Raw genomic sequence first — 16,478 nt, 5'->3', positions numbered from 1 at the left:
TTCGCGGAGCCCTGTAGCGAAGACTTGCGCCGCAGCGCGCGCAGCGCTGCCGAACCGACGGCTTTCGAGGCGAAATCTTGCCGCTTCGGCGCCGCCCATAGGTCCCCCGAAACGCATTTCAAGGGGTGCGGTGTCGACTGTGACTGACCGGTCACACCACTCGCAGACCGGTGAAATACAAGGGGTTCCGCCATTGTGAAGGCGGCATGACAGGCATAGCTGGGGTCCAGTGTTTCAAGCCCAAAAGGGGACAAGAACGTGAAGACCCAACTGATCGCGACGGCCGCCGCGGCCGCCTTTTTCGCGCTGACCGGCGCCGCCCAAGCCCAGACCGTCGGCCATGTCGGCGCCAACTATAGCCGCGCCGAAATCGACGCCGGCGCGCTCGGCGACACCGACGCCGACGTGTTCCAAGGCGAAGGCGCCGTGGCGTTCGACGTCGGCTCGTCGCTGCGCGGCGCCGTCGATGGTTCGGTGACGAACTTTGACGCCGACGGCGGCGACGCCACCACCTGGGCCGTGACCGGCCACCTGAACAAGACCTTCGAAGGCGGCCTGGCCGGCGGCTTCCTGGGCGTGAACAAGAGCGACGACGTGACCCTGTGGGCGGTCGGCGCCGAAGCCCAGTTCAACGTCTCGCCGCAGACGACCCTGTACGGCCAAGTCGGCTACGGCCAATCGGACGACCTGGACGACGTCGACTTCTGGGCCGGCCGCGCCGAGCTGCGCTACTTCGTGACCGACAACTTCAAGGTCCAAGGCACCGCCGGCTACACCAAGGCCGACGCCAAGGGCGGCGACCTCGACATCTGGAACATCGGCGCCGACGCCGAGTACCAGTTCGCGGGCACCCCGTGGAGCGTGACCGGCGCCTACGAGCACGGCGAAATGGACGACGCCGACCTGAAGGCCGACATCTTCAAGATCGGCCTGCGCTACACCTTCGGCGGCACCCTGCGCGACCGCGACCAAGCCGGCGCGTCGCTGGGTTCGACCACGAACCTGTTCGGCGGCACGCTGGGCCAGAGCGTGATCGCGGCCGCCGGCGCGTTCTAAGCGCAGGCGCTCCAGATCGGACGCAAGGACGCCCCCGGCTTCGGCCGGGGGCGTTTTCTTATGCGAGGTGCAGCGGCTCGACGCTGACGGTGTTCAGGCTGGCCTCGAAATCCATGAAGATGTCGATCAGCTCGTCGACGGCGATCCGCGGCAGCTGGCCGGCCGGGAAGCGGAAGCGCCAGAAGCTGGCGACATGCTCGATGGCCGAGAGCCGCTCACCCAAGCTGTTGAACATCGCCGGCGCGCGCAGCAGGAACTCGCGGAACGCCACCGGGTCGCTGCGCTCGGTCATGGCCAGATAGGCGGTGTCGTAGGCGGCCAGCGACTCGGTCACCGCCGTCGTGGCCGAGAAGATCCAGCCGCGCAGATCCTTCTTGATCCGAGTGATGTAGATCCGGTCGTCGTGCTCCATCGGCCCGACCGGACGGATCACCGCGATCTCGTCGACCACCTTGCGGATCCGCGGCAGCAGGTCGCGCAGCTGCCATTTGTAGTAGAGGAACGCCTTCCAGCAGAACACGCCCTCGCGGAACTGCTGGGCGTCCATGTTCATCACCCTGCGCAGAGGCTCGAGCTCGGCGCTGCCAGCGTCCGAGAGCAGCTTGGACAGCAGCGTCGCCGACTTGGCCGCGAAGGCGTGGCCCGAGCCGAACGACATCCGCACCAGCGGCTCCAGCTCCAACCGGGCCGAAGCCGACATGCGCTCGACGTCGCCGTCGGAGAGGTTGAAGTAGCAGGCGGCGGGCGTGAAGCCGTTGGTCTTCAGGCTCTCGCGCATCAGGAACGGATCGAGCGATGGCAGACCGGAGATGATGTCGAGCACGAGCCGGTCGCGCGACCCGCGCCGCAGGTCTTCGGCGAAGGACGCCGCGGCGACCTCCTCGAAGTCGCGCTGGCCGACGAACAGGAAGCGCGCGCCGTAGCGCAGCTCGCGCTCGGCGATCGGCAGCAGGATCTTGGTCGCGGTCTGCACCGGATAGTCGAAGAGATCGACCTCGCTGCCGCGGACGCGGTGCTTGAGGATCATCGCCCGGTTCAACACCGAATTGCGGAAGAACGGGTTCTCCTCGTGCTCGGGCTTGCCGCCCTCGCGCTGGGCGATCTGCCAGAGATTGAGCACGCGGGACGTCGCGGCGCTTTTCCTCAGATACTCGAGGCTGCGATAGGTACGATCACGCGACACGGTTAATCCCCCAGACTCCGCGTCGTAGGATCGCGCGCGGTCCGCTTCAAGCCGCAATCAACAATTGCAACGGTGCAAGCGCCCGTCCGCCCAAATGCGGGGCGGTCAAACGCGGACGTCGAAGTTGCGGCCTTCTTCGCGGCTTTCGACGGGGCGGCTGGGCACGACCCGGGCTTCGTCGGCGAAACCGAGGTCCTGGAGGGTCTTGGCCAGATGCGTCGCCGCCGTCTGCGTCATCGGCGCCGCGCGGGACCAAAGCCCCTCTCCCATAAAGTGAAACTCCACCTTGAACATCGGACGACCTTTCTAGTCGCGACGTAGGGGAAGCTTGCGCCTGCATGGTTAGCGAGAGGTTAAATATACGGAAGTTCCGTGAACTTTGTTCGCTGAACATTCTCGGCGTGTCCACGCGGACACATGTCGAAAGGGGTTCGGCGCGCCGCCGAACCCCTTACAGCACGCCGTTTGGGCGGCGCGCCGTTGACTTGAACGTGATCGACGTGCGACCGCGCCGTCAGGCCTGTTGGGTCGCCCCGAGCGGCAGCGGCATCGGAGCGCCGGGCGGGCGGCCGATCCAGATCTGACCGGAACGGGCCATCACCTGGCCCGCGCCGTCGAACAGCGCCACGCCGGCGAAATGCTTGCGGCCCTCGACCTCGCGAGCCCAGGCGACGACGACATAGGACTCGCCCGCCTTCGGCTTGCGCAGCACTTCGCCGGCCATGGTGCCGAGCAGGCCGACCGGAGAGCCGGCCTTGATCCACCAGGCCATCGAGCCCGAGCAATCGAGCGCGCCCCAGGTCACTTCGTCCGGGATCTCGCCGTTGGCGTCGGCGAAGTTGGCGTGCGGGGTCCAGACCCCCGCGCAGTGGCCGGCCGGAGCGCCGTCGATCTGGCCGACGAACACGCCCAGGCCTTCGCCGGCTTCGCGTTCGACGCAGCAGGAGAAGCAGCCGCGATGCAGCGATCGGCTGGCGAACGGCGAGGCCGCGCCGAAGGCCCTGGCTTCTTCGATGGTCGGGGGCGCCGGCGGCGGATTGGGAATCTGGCTGTCGTCGGCCGGACGGGCCGAACCGAGCACAGCGCCCTCGGCGTTGACCAGCAGCACGCCGTCGCCCTCGCCGGGCTGCAGGGTCACCGCGGTGTCGAGGGGCACGCCCGCACGCAACATCGCCACGCCGCGGCCTCCGACCGCGTTGGAGAGCACGCCGCAGATATAGCCGCCATTGGCCGTGAAGGGAGGTCCCCGAAATTGGCGGGGAACGACGATCTCGCTCATCGAAATGATCTCAACTTTGAATCGGCAGTCGAAAGAATGCGCCCATCATGGCCCAGGCGGCGGCGTCCTGGGAAGCGTGACGCAAGGGAAAGTGACCGGAACCGCCGCTTTGCTTTCGGGTTCAAGCTAGGGCGCGCCGAACCCAAGCGGGGCGATCGGCGCCGATTCAGAACCGTCGCAGGAGCCGTCATGAGCATCGACATGAACGACCGCGCCGCCGTCGAACATAGGTTGTGGGACGACATCGAGCGCCACCAGACCGGAATGCTGGGCCTGGCGGATGGACCCGCCTTGCAGCCCATGACCGCCTTCGTCGAACGCGAGGGCGAACGGCTGTGGTTCTTCGCCCGAACCGACACCGAGCTGGCGCGCCGCATCGGCCAGGGCGCCGAAGGCCTGTTCGTGTTCCAGCAGCGCGACCTGCAGGCGACGATCACCGGCCACCTGAGCGTGCAGCACGACGAGGCTCGGATCGCCAAGTATTGGAACGCGGTGGTCGCCGCCTGGCACCCGCAGGGCAAGGGCGATCCACGGCTGACGCTGATCTGCCTGGACGCCCGCGACGCCGAGGTCTGGTGCTCGCAGGCCGGGCCGGTGACCTTCGCCTGGGAGATCGCCATGGCCAACGCCCGCAAGCATGAACCGCACCTCGGCGGACGGGCGAACCTGCACTTCCACTGAGGCCGCGAGCGCCCTTGGCCGGGCGCGCGGTTTTACTTCGGGACGTCCTGAAGTTTTGAAGAACGGCGGTCTATATTCGCCAGTTCTCGACGCATGTTCTCGCCCGCCGCCACACGAACTTAAAGTTGTGTCGTGTTCACGACAGTCATCAAGCAGCGCTCGGACTAGGTTAACGCCAAGCCGAATGGCGACGCTTGATTCTCTGCTGCGAAGGTCTTCGAGTTCAGTGCAAAATCGCTTACTCGCCGCACTGCCTGCCGAGGACTACGGGCTGGTGGCGCCGCACCTCACCCACCTGGATCTGGAGCGCGCCCGGCTGCTGTACGAGCCCGGCGACCGCGTCGACGTGGTCTACTTCCCGCACGACGGCGTCATCTCGATGATGACCTTGATGGAGAACGGCGCGGCGATCGAGAGCGCCACCATCGGCTGGGAAGGCGCGGTCGGGCTGTCGGCGGCGGCGGCGCCGCGGCGCTCGCTGTCGCGGGCGATCGTGCAGACCCCCTGCCGCTGCTCGCGCATCGGGTCGAGCCAACTGCACGAAGCCTGGGCCAAGAGCCCGCGCATCCGCGAAATGGTCGACCGCCACGGCGAGGCGCTGCTGGCCCACACCACCCAGTCGGCGGCCTGCAACGCATTGCACTCGGTCGAGGCCCGCTTCTGCCGCTGGCTGCTGACCTGCCATGACCGGATCTCGACCGACACCCTGGCGCTGACCCAGGAGTTCCTGGCCGACATGCTGGGCGTGCAACGCACTACGGTCACCGCCGTCGCCCGCAGCCTGCAGGAGAAGGGCTGGATCCGCTATCGCCGGGGGGTCGTCGACGTCGTCGACCGCGACGGCCTGATGTCGGCCAGTTGCGAGTGCTACGAGGCGGTGCGCCGCCAGTACGAGCGGCTGGCGCCGCCGCCGCGGCCCGAAACCGCCCGCGCCTAGAGCGAGAACAGCAGCCGGGCGCAGACGCCGTCCTTGGTGTCCAGCTTCAACTCGCCGCGCACCTGCGCCGCCAGGCTGCGGACGAACCACAGGCCGAACCGTTCACGCGCCCCCGGCGAGGCCGGATCGAAGCCCCGGCCGTGGTCGCGCACCACCAGCTCGTAGCGGTCGCCGGCCCTCGTCAGCCGCACCTCGACCTGCCCGCCCTCGCCTTCGGGATAGGCATGGGCGAGCGCGTTGGAGACCAGCTCGTGGATGATCAGCGCCAGGGTCGAGGCGGCCTGGTCCGGGGCGATGACCGGCTCCATCTCGATCACGACCTCGGTGGGGCCGGCGGCCGGGCGGCGACGCCAGACCGGGGCCATCTCCAGCAGGTAGGCCTGGAAGTCGACCCCGTCGTCACGGCGGTGGCGCTCCAGCGCGCCGAGCGCGCCGATGGCGTCGGCCATCCAGACCAGCTGGCGGCGGGCCTCGGGCTCGGCCGTGCGCTGGCCGCGCATGCGGGCCAGGGCGGAGATGAGCTGGAAGGTGTTGGCGGCGCGGTGGCGCATCTCCGCCGCCCGGACGTCGTCCTGGCCCTCGTCCGTCATGGTCTCGCTCGACGCCCCACGTCCGCACCCAGAGATGAGTATATCCACCGCCGATCACGCATTTTGCGTAGCGTGCCGACAGTTGTCTCAGGGACTCAATCAGTATGAATCACAGTATGCGGCGCCCAGGCACCACGAAAGCTGAATAATTCCCGCCTAGGTCGAGCAGTTTGATCGCGATTCTCAGCGTGCGGAAACCGCCAAGGCCAGAGCTGCGGCGACGCCGAGCGTAAAGCCAAACTCGAAGACCTGCTCGATCGCGCCCAGCACGTCGCCGGTGTAGCCGCCCAGCAGCCGGCGGGCGACCAGCGCCAGCGCCAGCGCTAGCAGCGCCCCGGCCAGCAAACCCTGGAACACCACCCCGGCCGGCGACAGCGCCAGCGGCAGGGCGGCGAAGGTCAGCGCGGCCAGCACCTCCCAGAAACTGAGATCCGAGGGCGCCGGCTTCCACTTGCCGCCGTCGATGTCGCGGACATAGGTCAGGGCCCGCATGGCCAGCACGGAGGCGCCGCGCCCGCCTGCATGCGCCGCCACCAGGGTCCAGGCGCCGAGCCCGGCCGGCAGGGTGGCGAGCGCCGCCGCCTTGGTCGCCAGCACCAGGCCCAGGCCCAGCGCCCCATAGGTCCCGATGCGGCTGTCCTTCATGATCTCCAGCCGGCGCTCGGGCGTTGAGCCGCCGCCGAGGCCGTCGCAGGCGTCGGCCAGGCCGTCCTCGTGGAAGGCGCCGGTGACCAGCACCCCGACGCCGATCGCCAGCAGCGCCGGCAGCGCGCCGCTCCAGAGCTGCGAGGCGCCCCAGAACACTGCCGCGCACACGCCGCCGACCAGCAGGCCGACGAGCGGAAAGTAGCGGGCGCTGCGAGAGATCCAGTCGAGCTCGAAGCCCGGCAAGCCCGGTGTCGGCACGCGGGTCAGGAACTGCACGGCGCAGAGAAACAGCCGCAGCTGGTGGACGGCGAAGCTCACAGGCGGCCGGCCAGCACGTCGTCGAGGCTGGCCACCTCGCGCAGCATGGCGGCGGCGGCGCGGACCATCGGCAAGGCCAGCAGCGCGCCGGTCCCCTCGCCCAGGCGCATCGAGAGGTCGAGCAGCGGATCGGCCCCGGCCGCGGCCAGGACGATGGCGTGCCCCTTCTCGGCCGAGCGGTGGGTGAAGATGCAGAAGTCGGCGCAGGCCGGATCGAGGCGGATCGCCGCCAGCGCCGCGGTCGAGGCGATGAAGCCGTCGATCAGCACCGGCGTGCGGCCGGCGGCCGCGCCGAGGACGGCGCCGGCCATGGCGATGATCTCCAGCCCGCCGAACTGGGCCAGCACGTCGCGCGGCTCCACGGCGTCGCTGCGGGCGGCGGCCTGGCTGAGCACCGCGTGCTTGCGGGCCAGGCCCTCGGCGTCGTGCCCGGCCCCCATGCCGATGCAGTCGGCGAGCGGCGCCGGGGCCAGGCGATGCAGGATCAGGGCGGCGCTGGCGCTGTTGCCGATGCCCATCTCGCCGACCGCCAGCACCTGCACGCCTTCGGCCTCGACGGCGTTGCGGGCGATGGCCGCGCCGCGGGCCAAGGCGCTCTCGACCTCGGCGGGGGTCAGGGCCGGGCCGTGCTGGGCGTTGCGCGTGCCGCGGCGCACCTTGGCGTCGATCAGGGCCGGATGCGGCGCCAGCTCGGCGTCGACGCCGGCGTCGACGACCATCACCTGGGCCCCGATCGCGCCGGCGAAGGCGTTGGCGCTGGCCTTGCCGGCCAGCAGGGTGGCGACCATCGCCGTGGTCACCGCCGACGGATAGGCCGAGACGCCGGACTCGTTGAGACCGTGATCGCCGGCGAACACCAGCAGCAGCGCCTTGTCGAACCGCGGATCGGGCCGGCCGGCGATCAGCGCCAGACGGACGGCGAGATCCTCGACCTTGCCCAAGGCGCCCGGCGGCTTGGCCTTGCCGTCGATCAGCGCGCGATAGGCGGCCTCCTGGCTGCGGTCGAGGGCGGCGATCGGGGTCATGCGCGAAGCTCCAGGCCGGCGATGGCGGCCAGGCGGGGGATGTCGAACGACGACTGCAGCACGGCGGCGATCTCGTCCAGGGCCGCATCGACCCGCGCGGCCTGGTCGAGGCCGTCGGACGCGGCGCCCAATTCCGCCAGCAGCGCGGCGCGGGCCTCGGCGCGGTCGAACAGGCCGTGGACGTAGGCGCCGGCGATGCGGCCGTCGGCCGAGACCGCGCCCTCGCCTGCTCCGTCCTCGCGGATCAGCAACGGCCGCTGGAGCGCCGGCCCCGTGGTTCGGCCGACATGGATTTCGTAGCCCGCGAACGGCGCGCCCGAGGCCAGCCGGCCGGTCGTGGGGCGCAGCACCTTGTCGCCTGTCAGCACGGTCTCGACGTCCAGCAGACCGAGACCAGGGGCCGCGCCGGGCGGTCCCTCGACGCCGTCGGGGTCGGAGACGCCGCGTCCCAGCATCTGGAAGCCGCCGCAGATCCCCAGCACCCGCCCGCCGCGGCGGACGTGGGCGGCCAGGTCGATGTCCCAGCCCTGGGCGCGCAGGAAGGCCAGATCGGCGATGGTCGCCTTGGTCCCCGGCAGAATCACCAGGTCGGCGTCGCCCGGCAGCGGCGAGCCCGGCGGCACGAAGCCGAAGTCGACGTCGGGCTCGGCCCGCAGCGGGTCGAAGTCGTCGAAATTGGCGATGCGCGAGAACATCGGCGCGACGATGCGGACCTTGCGCCCCTGGCGGCCGCCGGCGCGGTCGAGCACCACCGCGTCCTCGGCCGGCAGCCGGCGCGCGGCGGCGAGCCAGGGCGCCATGCCGAGATCGGCCCAGCCGGTGCGGCGGGCGATCTCGGCGCGGCCGGCGTCGAACAGGCTGGGATCGCCGCGGAACTTGTTGATCAGGAAGCCGGCGATCATCTCGCGGTCGGCCGGCTCCAGCACCGTGTGGGCGCCGACCAGGGCGGCGATGACGTGGCCGCGGTCGATGTCGCCGACCAGCACCACCGGCACCTGGGCGGCGCGCGCGAAGCCCATATTGGCGATGTCGCCGACCCGCAGGTTGGTCTCGGCCGGGCTGCCGGCGCCCTCGACGACGAGCAGGTCGCTCTCGCCCTGCAGCTTGCGAAAGCTCTCCATCACCACGCCCAGCAGCGCGGCCTTGCGCTCCTGGTAGCCGCGCGCCTGCCAGGTCCCCGCCATCTGGCCGCGCACCACCAGTTGGGCGCCGACGTCGGACTGGGGCTTGAGCAGGACGGGGTTCATATCGACGGTGGCGGGGGTGCGGCAGGCGATGGCTTGCAGGGCCTGGGCGCGGCCGATCTCGCCGCCGTCGATGGTGACCGCGGCGTTGTTCGACATGTTTTGCGGCTTGAAGGGACGCACCCGCAGGCCCTGGTTGGCGAACACCCGGCAGAGCCCGGCGACCAGCACCGACTTGCCGACGTCCGAGCCGCATCCCTGGATCATCAACGCGGCCACAGCAGTCCTCCGAGAGCGAGCGCGGCGGCGAGAACCGCACAGGCGCGCAGATAGAGCCCAAGCCCCCGTCTCAGGTCCAGCGGCGACGGGCGCGGCCCGTCGCCGAAGCACGGGCGCTCATGGGCGACGCCGTCGTAGCTGGCCGGGCCGCCGAGCCGCACGCCGAGCGCGCCGGCCATCGCCGCCTCGGGCCAGCCGGAGTTGGGCGAGGCGTGCTTGCGAGCGTCGCGCAGCATGACCCGCCAGCCGCGGCCGGCGACCAGGGCGATCAGAGCCCCGGCGATCCGGGCCGGGATCAGGTTCATCAGGTCGTCGGTGCGCGCCGCGGCCCAGCCGAAACAGCGATAAGGCTCCTCGCGGTGGCCGATCATGCTGTCGGCGGTGTTGACGGCCTTATAGACGAAGAGGCCGGCCACGCCGCCGACCAGGAACCAGAACAGCGGCGCGACGACGCCGTCGTTGAAGCTTTCGGCCAGGCTTTCCAGGGCCGCGGCGGCGACGCCCGCCTCGTCCAGCGTCTCGGTGTCGCGGCCGACGATCATCGCCACCGCGGAGCGGGCGGCCGGCAGGTTGGCGCCGGGGTCCAGCGCCCGGCTCACCGCCGCCACATGATCGTAGAGGCTGCGGGCGGCCAGGCCCGTGGAGGCGGCGGCTATCGTCAGGATCAGCGCCCAGCCGTGCAGGAACCTGTCGAGCAAGAAACCGGCGGCGGCCGCGCCTCCAGCGACCAGCAGCAGGGTCAGGATGCCGGCGGCGCGGCGGCGCAGGTCGCCGCCTTGGTTGAACGCCGTTTCAAGCCTACCCAGCGCCGCGCCGATCCAGACCACCGGGTGCGGCAGGCGGCGCGGATAGCCGAAAGCGCCCTCGACCGCCGCGGCGGCGAGGACGATCCAGGGATCAGCCGCCACGCCCGACGATCTCGATCAGCGGCCCGCCCTCGCCCTGGACCACACGGGCGCGCACGCCGTAGGCGCGGGCCATGACGTCGGGCGACAGCGCCTGGGCAGGCGGGCCGTCGGCCAGCACCTTGCCGGCCGCCATGACGATGACGCGGTCGGCGATGCGCGCGGCCAGCGACAGGTCGTGCAGGGTGACGATGACGCCCTTGCCCTGCTCGTGCGCCAAGCTGCGAAACAGCTCGCCGGCGTCGAGTTGGTGGCCGGGATCGAGACCGGTCAGCGGCTCGTCGGCCAGCAGCCATTCGGGCTCGCCGGCCAGGGCGCGGGCGATCAGCACGCGGCCCCGCTCGCCGCCCGACAGGGTGGTGACGTCGCGGTCGGCCAGCTCGACCACGCCGGCCGCGGCCATCGCCCGGTCGATGGCGGCGGCGTCCTCGATGGACAGGCCGCTGGAGCCGATGAACGGCGTGCGACCGAGCCCGACGAGGATACGGGCCTCGACCGCCCAGGCGACCTCCTGGGTCTGCGGCAGAACGCCGATGCGGCGGGCGCGGACGCGGGGCGCCATGGTCAGGACGTCGTCGCGGCCAAGGTCGACGTGACCGAACTGCGGGCGTCGCAGACCGGCGAGACAGGCGAGAAAGGTCGACTTGCCAGCGCCGTTTGGACCGAGAATGGCGGTCACCGTGCCGGCCTCGAATGCGGCGGTCACGCCGTCGACCACGGCCTTGCCGCCGAGGCGGACCTGGACGTCCTGGGCTTGCAGACGGCTCATGCGATCCTCCGGCGCAGGGACAGCAGCAGGGCGAAGAAGAACGGTCCGCCGAGCACCGCCATGGCGACGCCGAGTTTCACTTCCCCGGCGGCCGGGGTCAGACGCACGGCGATGTCGGCGGCGAGCACCAGCACCGCGCCGCCCAGGGCGCTGGGGCCGAGCAGGCCGCCCGGCTGGGCGCCGACCAGCGGCCGCAGCAGGTGCGGCACGATCAGGCCGACGAAGCCGATGACGCCGGTGACGGCAACGCTGGCCCCGGCGGTGAGCGCCACGCCGAGCGCCAGCATCCAGCGGACCGTGGCCATGTTGACGCCCAGCGAGCGCGCGCCGGTCTCGCCGAGGGTCAGGGCGTCGAGGCTGCGGCCGGTCATCAGCAGCAGGCCGCAGCCCACCGCGATCAGCGGCAGGGCGGTCTGCACCTCGGTCAGGCTGCGGTCGGCCAGCGAGCCCATCAGCCAGTTGACGATCTCGTTCACGGCCCAGGGATTGGGCGCCAGGCTCAGCGCCAGGGCGACGCCGGCCCCGGCCATGGTCTGCAGGATCACGCCGGCCAGCACGAAGGTGACGATGCTGGAGGCGCGCCCCGATAGGGCCAGCAGCAGGAACACGGCGATCAGGGCGCCCAGCATCGCGAACGAGGTGATCACCCATGGCTCGGCCGCGCCGGCGCCGAGATAGAGCGTCAGCACCGCGCCGAGCGCGCCCATCGAAGAGACGCCGAGCGCGCCGGGGTCGGCCAGCGGGTTGCGGGTGTAGCCCTGCATGGCGGCGCCGGCCATGCCGAGCGCGGCGCCGACGGCGATGGCCAGGATGGTCCGCGGCAGCCGCAGCTCGAAGATGATCGACCAGCGCGGATCGCCGGGGTTCAGCCAATCGGACAACGGCACCCAGACGCGGCCGGCGGCCATGCTGACCATCGACAGCAGCACCAGCAGCACGCCGAGGACGAGGAGGGTCGTGGATCTCTTGCTCATGCCTGTGCTCGTTCGCCCTTCTTCCCTTGCGGGAGAAGGTGGCAGGCGAAGCCTGACGGATGAGGGGTATGCAGCCTTGCGACGACGGAGCGACGAGGAAGCCAAGCCCCCTCATCCGACCCCGCTGCGCGGGGCCACCTTCTCCCGCGAGGGGAGAAGGAAGATGGGGAGCCACCTCCCCCAAAGGTGGAGGAAAGCGTCATGCGCGGCTCCGCTTGGCGAGGGCGGCTTCGCGGGCCTTGGCCAGCATGCGGGCGGTCTCGATCAGGACCGGGCCGCCGCAGAAGGTCAGCTGCTGGGGGAAGGTGGCGCGGTGCATGCGGGTCGCGACGCGCGACAGCGCCGGATGGGTGAGGACGCGGTCGGCCCAGGTCGGCGCGCCGGGCTCGGCCTCGCCGGCCAGCAGCACGTCGGGCGGATCGGCGACCAGCAGCTCGAGCGGGATGTTGCCGGTGCGCTTGAGCCCGTAGCGGGCGGCGGCGTTGTCGAGGCCGCAGCGGCGCATCATCTCGTCCATCATCGTTCCCGGCGCGGTGGCGAAGCCGCCGGCCTGGTAAGTGACTGCCGACAGCCGCGGCGTTCCTGGCCGCGGCGCGGCGGCGGCCAGCGCGGCGCGGACCTTGGCGATCACCGCCTCGCCGCGTTCGGGGCGATGCACTGCGCGGGCCACCTGCCTGACCTGCTCCAGGCTTTCCTCGACGGTGTTGGGCACGGCGAACAGTTCGGCCGGGATGCCCAGGCGCTTCAGCGCCGCGCGGGTCGCCGGCGAGGAGTGGCGGCCGGTCAGAACCAGGTCCGGCCGCAGGGACAGCACCTCCTCGGCGCTCTCGTAGGTGAAGGGGTAGCTGGCCCCTGACGGTCCGATGCTGGAGGAGCTCGGGTCGTGCGAATAGTGGCTGATGGCGGCGATCTGGGCGCGGTCCGCGACATGGACCAGGATCACGTCCAGGCAGGGGTTGAGCGAGACCACGCGCTGCGGCGCGCGCATGGGCGCAGCGCCGCCAAGGCCCACCGCGGCGCCCGCGGCGAGCGCCGACCGCCGGGTGAGCATCCAGCTCAAAAGTCGATGCCCCGCTGGGCCTTGATGCCCTGCTCGAACGGATGCTTGACCAGGGTCATCTCGGTGACGAGGTCGGCGATCTCGAGCAGTTCAGGCTTGGCGTTGCGGCCGGTGACGACGACGTGCTTGTCGCGCGGGCGGGCCTGCAGGTCGGCGACCACCTTGGCGATGTCGAGATAATCGTAGCGCAGGGCGATGTTGAGTTCGTCGAGGATGACGAGGTCGAGCTCGGGATCGTGCAGCATCTCCAGCGAGGTCGCCCAGGCGGCCTCCGCGGCCTCGATGTCGCGCGCCCGGTCCTGGGTGTCCCAGGTGAAGCCCTGGCCCATGATCTCGTAGCGGACGCTCTCGGGGAAGCGCTTGTAGAACTGGCGCTCGCCGGTGATCCACTTGCCCTTGATGTACTGGACGATGCCGATCTTCTGGTTCCAGCCGAGGGCGCGGGCGACCATGCCGAAGGCGGCGGTGGACTTGCCCTTGCCGTCGCCGGTGTGGACCAGCAGCAGGCCGGGCGCGTCTGTCTTCTCGGCCATCATGGCGTCGCGCTCGGCCTTCAGCGCCTGCATGGCGGCCTTGTGCTCGGCGTTCTTGCGGTCTTCGTCGTCGCTCATCGGGAGCTCTCCAGGGCCGCCTTGAGACGCGGCCAGTCCTTGGGTTTGGGCAGGCCGAACCTGAGCCAGGTCGGCTGATCGGGAAAGGGCCGCGTAAGCACCCCGCAGCGGGCGAGATGCTCGAAGCGGCGGCCGGCGTCGGGGGCGGCGGCCAGCCGGAACAGGGAGGTCCCGCCCACCACGTCGAAGCCGTTGACCGTCAGCAGACCATCGAGCCGCTCAGCCTCGCGCACCAGACGCAGGCGCGTGCGCTCGCGCCACGCATCGTCGGCATAGGCGGCCAGGCCCGCGGCGATCGCTTCGGCGCCGAGCGGCCAGTCGCCGAACTGCGCCCCGATGCGGGCGGCCAGGCCCGGCTCGGCGATCACGAAGCCGAGCCGCACGCCCGGCAGGCCGTAGAACTTTCCGAACGAGCGCAGGACGAGCGTGCGGGGTCCAGCCGTGGCCGCGACGCTGAGCTCCGGCGCGGTCTCGACGAAGGCCTCGTCGACGATCAGCCAGCGCCCGGCGAGATCCGGGATCGCGGCCGTCGCCCCGTCCGGATTGTTCGGGTTGACCAGCACCACCGCCTCGGCGGCGCTGGCGGCGACCTGGCCCGCGGCGACGGCTTGCACCTTCGCACCGGCCAGCCGCCAGGCCTCGGCGTGACCGCCATAGGTCGGCGAGACGATGGCGGCCGAGCGCGCGCCGAGAATCCTCGGCAGGGCCCGCAGCGCCGCCTCGGTCCCCGGCGTGGCGACCACCCGATCGGGCTCGACCCCGAAGGCGCGCGCAGCCGCAGCCTCCAGCGCCCTCACCTCCTCGGGATCGGGCAGCCGGCGCAAGGCCGCCGGCGTCGCCCGCGGGGCCGGATAGGCCCGCGGGTTGATGCCGGTGGACAGGTCGAGCCACGGCGCCGGCGCGTCCGGAAACGCCGCCTGCGCCGCGGCCAGCCGGCCGCCGTGACGGAGGAAGACCCCCGCGCCTGGATCAGAAGCGGGCGCGGACACCGGCGTACACGCCACGGCCCGGCGAGCCGTAGTTGCGGGTGGTCTCATAGTCGTCGTCGAAGGCGTTCTCGACGCGGCCATAGAGCTCGAAGGTCTCATTGACCGGATACGACGCGCGCAGGTCCAGCAGGGTGTAGGCCTGCAGGGTGTAGCTGTTGGCGGCGTTGTCGTAGCTCTTGCCGACATAGCGGATCGAACCGCCGAGGCTGGCCTGGTTCTCCCAGGTGTAGGTCGCCTGGATGTTGGCCTGATGCTCGGGACGGCGGGCCAGGTGCTTGCCGCGGTTCACGTTGCCGGGCGAGTCGTTTTCGGTGTCGGTCCAGGTGTAGTTGGCGCCGAGTTCGAGCGGGCCGAGATCGGCGCTGCCTTCCAGCTCGACCCCGTGCGCCTTGGTCTGGGCGGTGTTGGCGTAATAGCCGAAGCGACGCACGCCGTTCACCACGCACATCGGATCGGTGCTCGTGGCGGTGCAGGAGAAGTAGTCGATCTGGTTGTCGGTCTCGCGGTTGAAATAGGTCGCGCGGACCAGGAAGCGGTCGGCGAAGCGCTGCTCGATCCCGGCGTCCCAGCCGTCGGCCTCTTCGGCTTCCAGGGCCAGGTTCCCGTACTCCGAATAGAGCTGGTAGAGGGTCGGGGCCTTGAAGCCCTGGCCGAAGCTGGCGCGCAGCACGGTGTTCCCGTCGTTCAGCGACCAGGCGGCGGCGAGCTGGCCGAGGGTCGCGTCGCCGAAGGTGTCGTGGCTGTCGCGGCGCAGGCCGGCAGTCAGGGTCAGGCCGGTCAGCACCTCGCCCTGGACCTGGGCGTAGATCCCGTCGATGCCGGCCTTGGCGCGGGTCACCGGCGGGTTGGGGACGAAGGCGCTCGGCGACGCCGTGCGCATCGAGGAGTCCTCGGTCTCGCCGCCGAAGGTCGCGGTCCAGGCCTCGTTGATCGTCCAGACCCCCTGATACTCCCAGCGCTTGTTCTCGCCGCGGGCGTCGAAGGTGGTGGTGGTCACCGCCTGGTCCGGATTGGTGTTCTGGCGGTCGGTGCGGGTGTAGGCGTAGGCGACGCGGTTGGTCAGGGCGCCGTCGAACAGGTTGAAGTTCACCGCGCCGTAACCCACGAACTCCTCGGTCTCGCCGTACTCGCGGGTGTCGCCGAAGCTGAAGGTGGGCGGCGGGAAGCCGTCGAAATCGTTGCGGCCCTTGGAGTAGACGCCGCGCAGGTCGAAGGAGAGGTTCTCGGTCGCGGTGAACAGCGCGCGGCCGCTGACGCCGGTGTTCTCGTAGCCGTCCTTTTCCTTGCCCAGGCGGTAGGACGAGACGCCGTCGGTGTCGTAGCGGCCGGCGGCCAGGCGCCAGGCCAGGCGCTCGGTCTTGCCGCCGACGCCGGCGCGGAAATAGGTCGTGCCCATCGAGCCGCCCTCGACGGCCGCATCGGCCTCGAACGGCTCGGACGCCTCGCGGGTGATAATGTTGACGACGCCGCCGATGGCCTGGCTGCCCCACAGGGTCGACTGGGCGCCGCGCAGCACCTCGATGCGGCCGATGTCGCCGGCCAGCAGGTTGGAGAAGTTGTATCCGCCGCCCGTGGTCGAAGGATCGTTCAGCTTCACGCCGTCGATGATGACGACGGTCTGGTCGGCCTCGGCGCCGCGGATGCGCACCGAGGTCGAGCCGCCGACGCCGCCGTTGCGGGAGAACGAGACGCCCGGCGTCGACGACAGCAGGGTCGAGACGTCGACCGTCTGGGCGGCCTTGATCGCGTCGTAGTCGAGGACGCTGACGGCCTGGCCGACGCGGTCGGCGGCCTGCGGGTTGCGGTTAGCGGTGACCACCAGTTCGCCGACGCTGGCGATGGCGACCGGCGCGGCGGTCTGGGCAAGCGCAGCGGTGCTGAGGCCGCAAAGCGCGGCGGTGGTGGCGAGTAGAACGGTCTTCATCGGGTTATCCCCCCTGACGCATGACGACATGACCCGCGCACGAGCGCAGGTCGACGGACGTCGTCT

General features: G+C 70.8%; 17 protein-coding genes. 3 read left to right on the top strand and 14 right to left on the bottom strand.

Going from position 1 to position 16,478, the window contains the following annotated elements; all coding sequences use genetic code 11:
* Positions 1 to 258 precede the first annotated feature (258 nt).
* Positions 259 to 1,056 carry an outer membrane protein gene (locus tag AC1Q87_RS13715; RefSeq protein ID WP_492609481.1) on the top strand — a complete coding sequence of 266 codons (798 nt, stop codon included), beginning with the start codon at positions 259 to 261 and terminating at the stop codon, positions 1,054 to 1,056.
* A 58-nt stretch (positions 1,057 to 1,114) separates the two neighbouring features.
* Here AC1Q87_RS13715 and AC1Q87_RS13710 read toward each other — a convergent pair whose 3' ends face one another.
* The 3 genes from AC1Q87_RS13710 to AC1Q87_RS13700 all read right to left on the bottom strand — a co-directional run bounded on the left by AC1Q87_RS13710 (position 1,115) and on the right by AC1Q87_RS13700 (position 3,518).
* A complete protein-coding gene (locus AC1Q87_RS13710) occupies positions 1,115 to 2,239 on the bottom strand; it encodes a hypothetical protein (RefSeq protein ID WP_492609480.1) in 1,125 nt (374 codons plus the stop codon).
* Between the two features lie 105 nt (positions 2,240 to 2,344).
* The gene (locus AC1Q87_RS13705) at positions 2,345 to 2,533 is read right to left on the bottom strand and encodes a hypothetical protein (protein WP_492609479.1); all 189 of its coding nucleotides are present in this window, start codon (positions 2,531 to 2,533) and stop codon (positions 2,345 to 2,347) included.
* Between the two features lie 220 nt (positions 2,534 to 2,753).
* Positions 2,754 to 3,518 carry a hypothetical protein gene (locus AC1Q87_RS13700; RefSeq protein ID WP_492609478.1) on the bottom strand — a complete coding sequence of 255 codons (765 nt, stop codon included), beginning with the start codon at positions 3,516 to 3,518 and terminating at the stop codon, positions 2,754 to 2,756.
* Positions 3,519 to 3,707: 189 nt separating this feature from the next.
* On the opposite strand from AC1Q87_RS13700, the gene AC1Q87_RS13695 reads away from it, so the two are divergent.
* Together AC1Q87_RS13695 and AC1Q87_RS13690 are read left to right on the top strand one after the other, a co-directional pair.
* A complete protein-coding gene (locus AC1Q87_RS13695) occupies positions 3,708 to 4,199 on the top strand; it encodes a pyridoxamine 5'-phosphate oxidase family protein (protein WP_492609477.1) in 492 nt (163 codons plus the stop codon).
* A 226-nt stretch (positions 4,200 to 4,425) separates the two neighbouring features.
* Positions 4,426 to 5,136, top strand: coding sequence for a Crp/Fnr family transcriptional regulator (locus tag AC1Q87_RS13690; RefSeq protein ID WP_492609476.1), 711 nt, complete (start codon positions 4,426 to 4,428; stop codon positions 5,134 to 5,136).
* Here AC1Q87_RS13690 and AC1Q87_RS13685 read toward each other — a convergent pair.
* The 11 genes from AC1Q87_RS13685 to AC1Q87_RS13635 form a co-directional block, all read right to left on the bottom strand.
* A complete protein-coding gene (locus AC1Q87_RS13685; protein WP_492609475.1) occupies positions 5,133 to 5,726 on the bottom strand; it encodes a sensor histidine kinase in 594 nt (197 codons plus the stop codon). The genes AC1Q87_RS13690 and AC1Q87_RS13685 overlap by 4 nt on opposite strands.
* Positions 5,727 to 5,909: 183 nt before the next feature.
* Complete coding sequence (gene cobS / locus AC1Q87_RS13680; RefSeq protein WP_492609474.1) at positions 5,910 to 6,692, bottom strand: adenosylcobinamide-GDP ribazoletransferase; 783 nt, start codon at positions 6,690 to 6,692, stop codon at positions 5,910 to 5,912.
* Positions 6,689 to 7,717 carry a nicotinate-nucleotide--dimethylbenzimidazole phosphoribosyltransferase gene (gene cobT, locus AC1Q87_RS13675; protein ID WP_492609473.1) on the bottom strand — a complete coding sequence of 343 codons (1,029 nt, stop codon included), beginning with the start codon at positions 7,715 to 7,717 and terminating at the stop codon, positions 6,689 to 6,691. Before cobT ends, cobS begins: the two co-directional genes overlap by 4 nt.
* Positions 7,714 to 9,180 (bottom strand): cobyric acid synthase, encoded by a 1,467-nt coding sequence (locus AC1Q87_RS13670; RefSeq protein ID WP_492609472.1) that lies wholly within the window; start codon positions 9,178 to 9,180, stop codon positions 7,714 to 7,716. The genes cobT and AC1Q87_RS13670 overlap by 4 nt, the downstream gene beginning before the upstream one ends.
* Complete coding sequence (gene cbiB / locus AC1Q87_RS13665) at positions 9,168 to 10,088, bottom strand: adenosylcobinamide-phosphate synthase CbiB (RefSeq protein ID WP_492609471.1); 921 nt, start codon at positions 10,086 to 10,088, stop codon at positions 9,168 to 9,170. Before cbiB ends, AC1Q87_RS13670 begins: the two co-directional genes overlap by 13 nt.
* A complete protein-coding gene (locus tag AC1Q87_RS13660; protein ID WP_492609470.1) occupies positions 10,078 to 10,854 on the bottom strand; it encodes an ABC transporter ATP-binding protein in 777 nt (258 codons plus the stop codon). Before AC1Q87_RS13660 ends, cbiB begins: the two co-directional genes overlap by 11 nt.
* Complete coding sequence (locus AC1Q87_RS13655; protein ID WP_492609469.1) at positions 10,851 to 11,828, bottom strand: FecCD family ABC transporter permease; 978 nt, start codon at positions 11,826 to 11,828, stop codon at positions 10,851 to 10,853. The genes AC1Q87_RS13660 and AC1Q87_RS13655 overlap by 4 nt, the downstream gene beginning before the upstream one ends.
* A gap of 199 nt (positions 11,829 to 12,027) precedes the next feature.
* Positions 12,028 to 12,879 carry an ABC transporter substrate-binding protein gene (locus AC1Q87_RS13650; protein ID WP_492609468.1) on the bottom strand — a complete coding sequence of 284 codons (852 nt, stop codon included), beginning with the start codon at positions 12,877 to 12,879 and terminating at the stop codon, positions 12,028 to 12,030.
* Between the two features lie 5 nt (positions 12,880 to 12,884).
* Positions 12,885 to 13,499 carry a cob(I)yrinic acid a,c-diamide adenosyltransferase gene (cobO, locus tag AC1Q87_RS13645; RefSeq protein WP_492609467.1) on the bottom strand — a complete coding sequence of 205 codons (615 nt, stop codon included), beginning with the start codon at positions 13,497 to 13,499 and terminating at the stop codon, positions 12,885 to 12,887.
* On the bottom strand, positions 13,496 to 14,488 hold the full coding sequence (gene cobD / locus AC1Q87_RS13640; protein ID WP_492609466.1) for a threonine-phosphate decarboxylase CobD: 993 nt from the start codon (positions 14,486 to 14,488) through the stop codon (positions 13,496 to 13,498). Before cobD ends, cobO begins: the two co-directional genes overlap by 4 nt.
* Positions 14,469 to 16,412 carry a TonB-dependent receptor plug domain-containing protein gene (locus tag AC1Q87_RS13635; RefSeq protein ID WP_492609465.1) on the bottom strand — a complete coding sequence of 648 codons (1,944 nt, stop codon included), beginning with the start codon at positions 16,410 to 16,412 and terminating at the stop codon, positions 14,469 to 14,471. Before AC1Q87_RS13635 ends, cobD begins: the two co-directional genes overlap by 20 nt.
* Between the last annotated feature and the right edge of the window lie 66 nt (positions 16,413 to 16,478).

The sequence above is a fragment of the Phenylobacterium sp. GW823-FHT02A09 genome, from assembly GCF_058797775.1.
The sequence above is the reverse complement of the archived record's forward strand: the minus strand, read 5'-3'. Positions and strand labels throughout refer to the sequence as shown.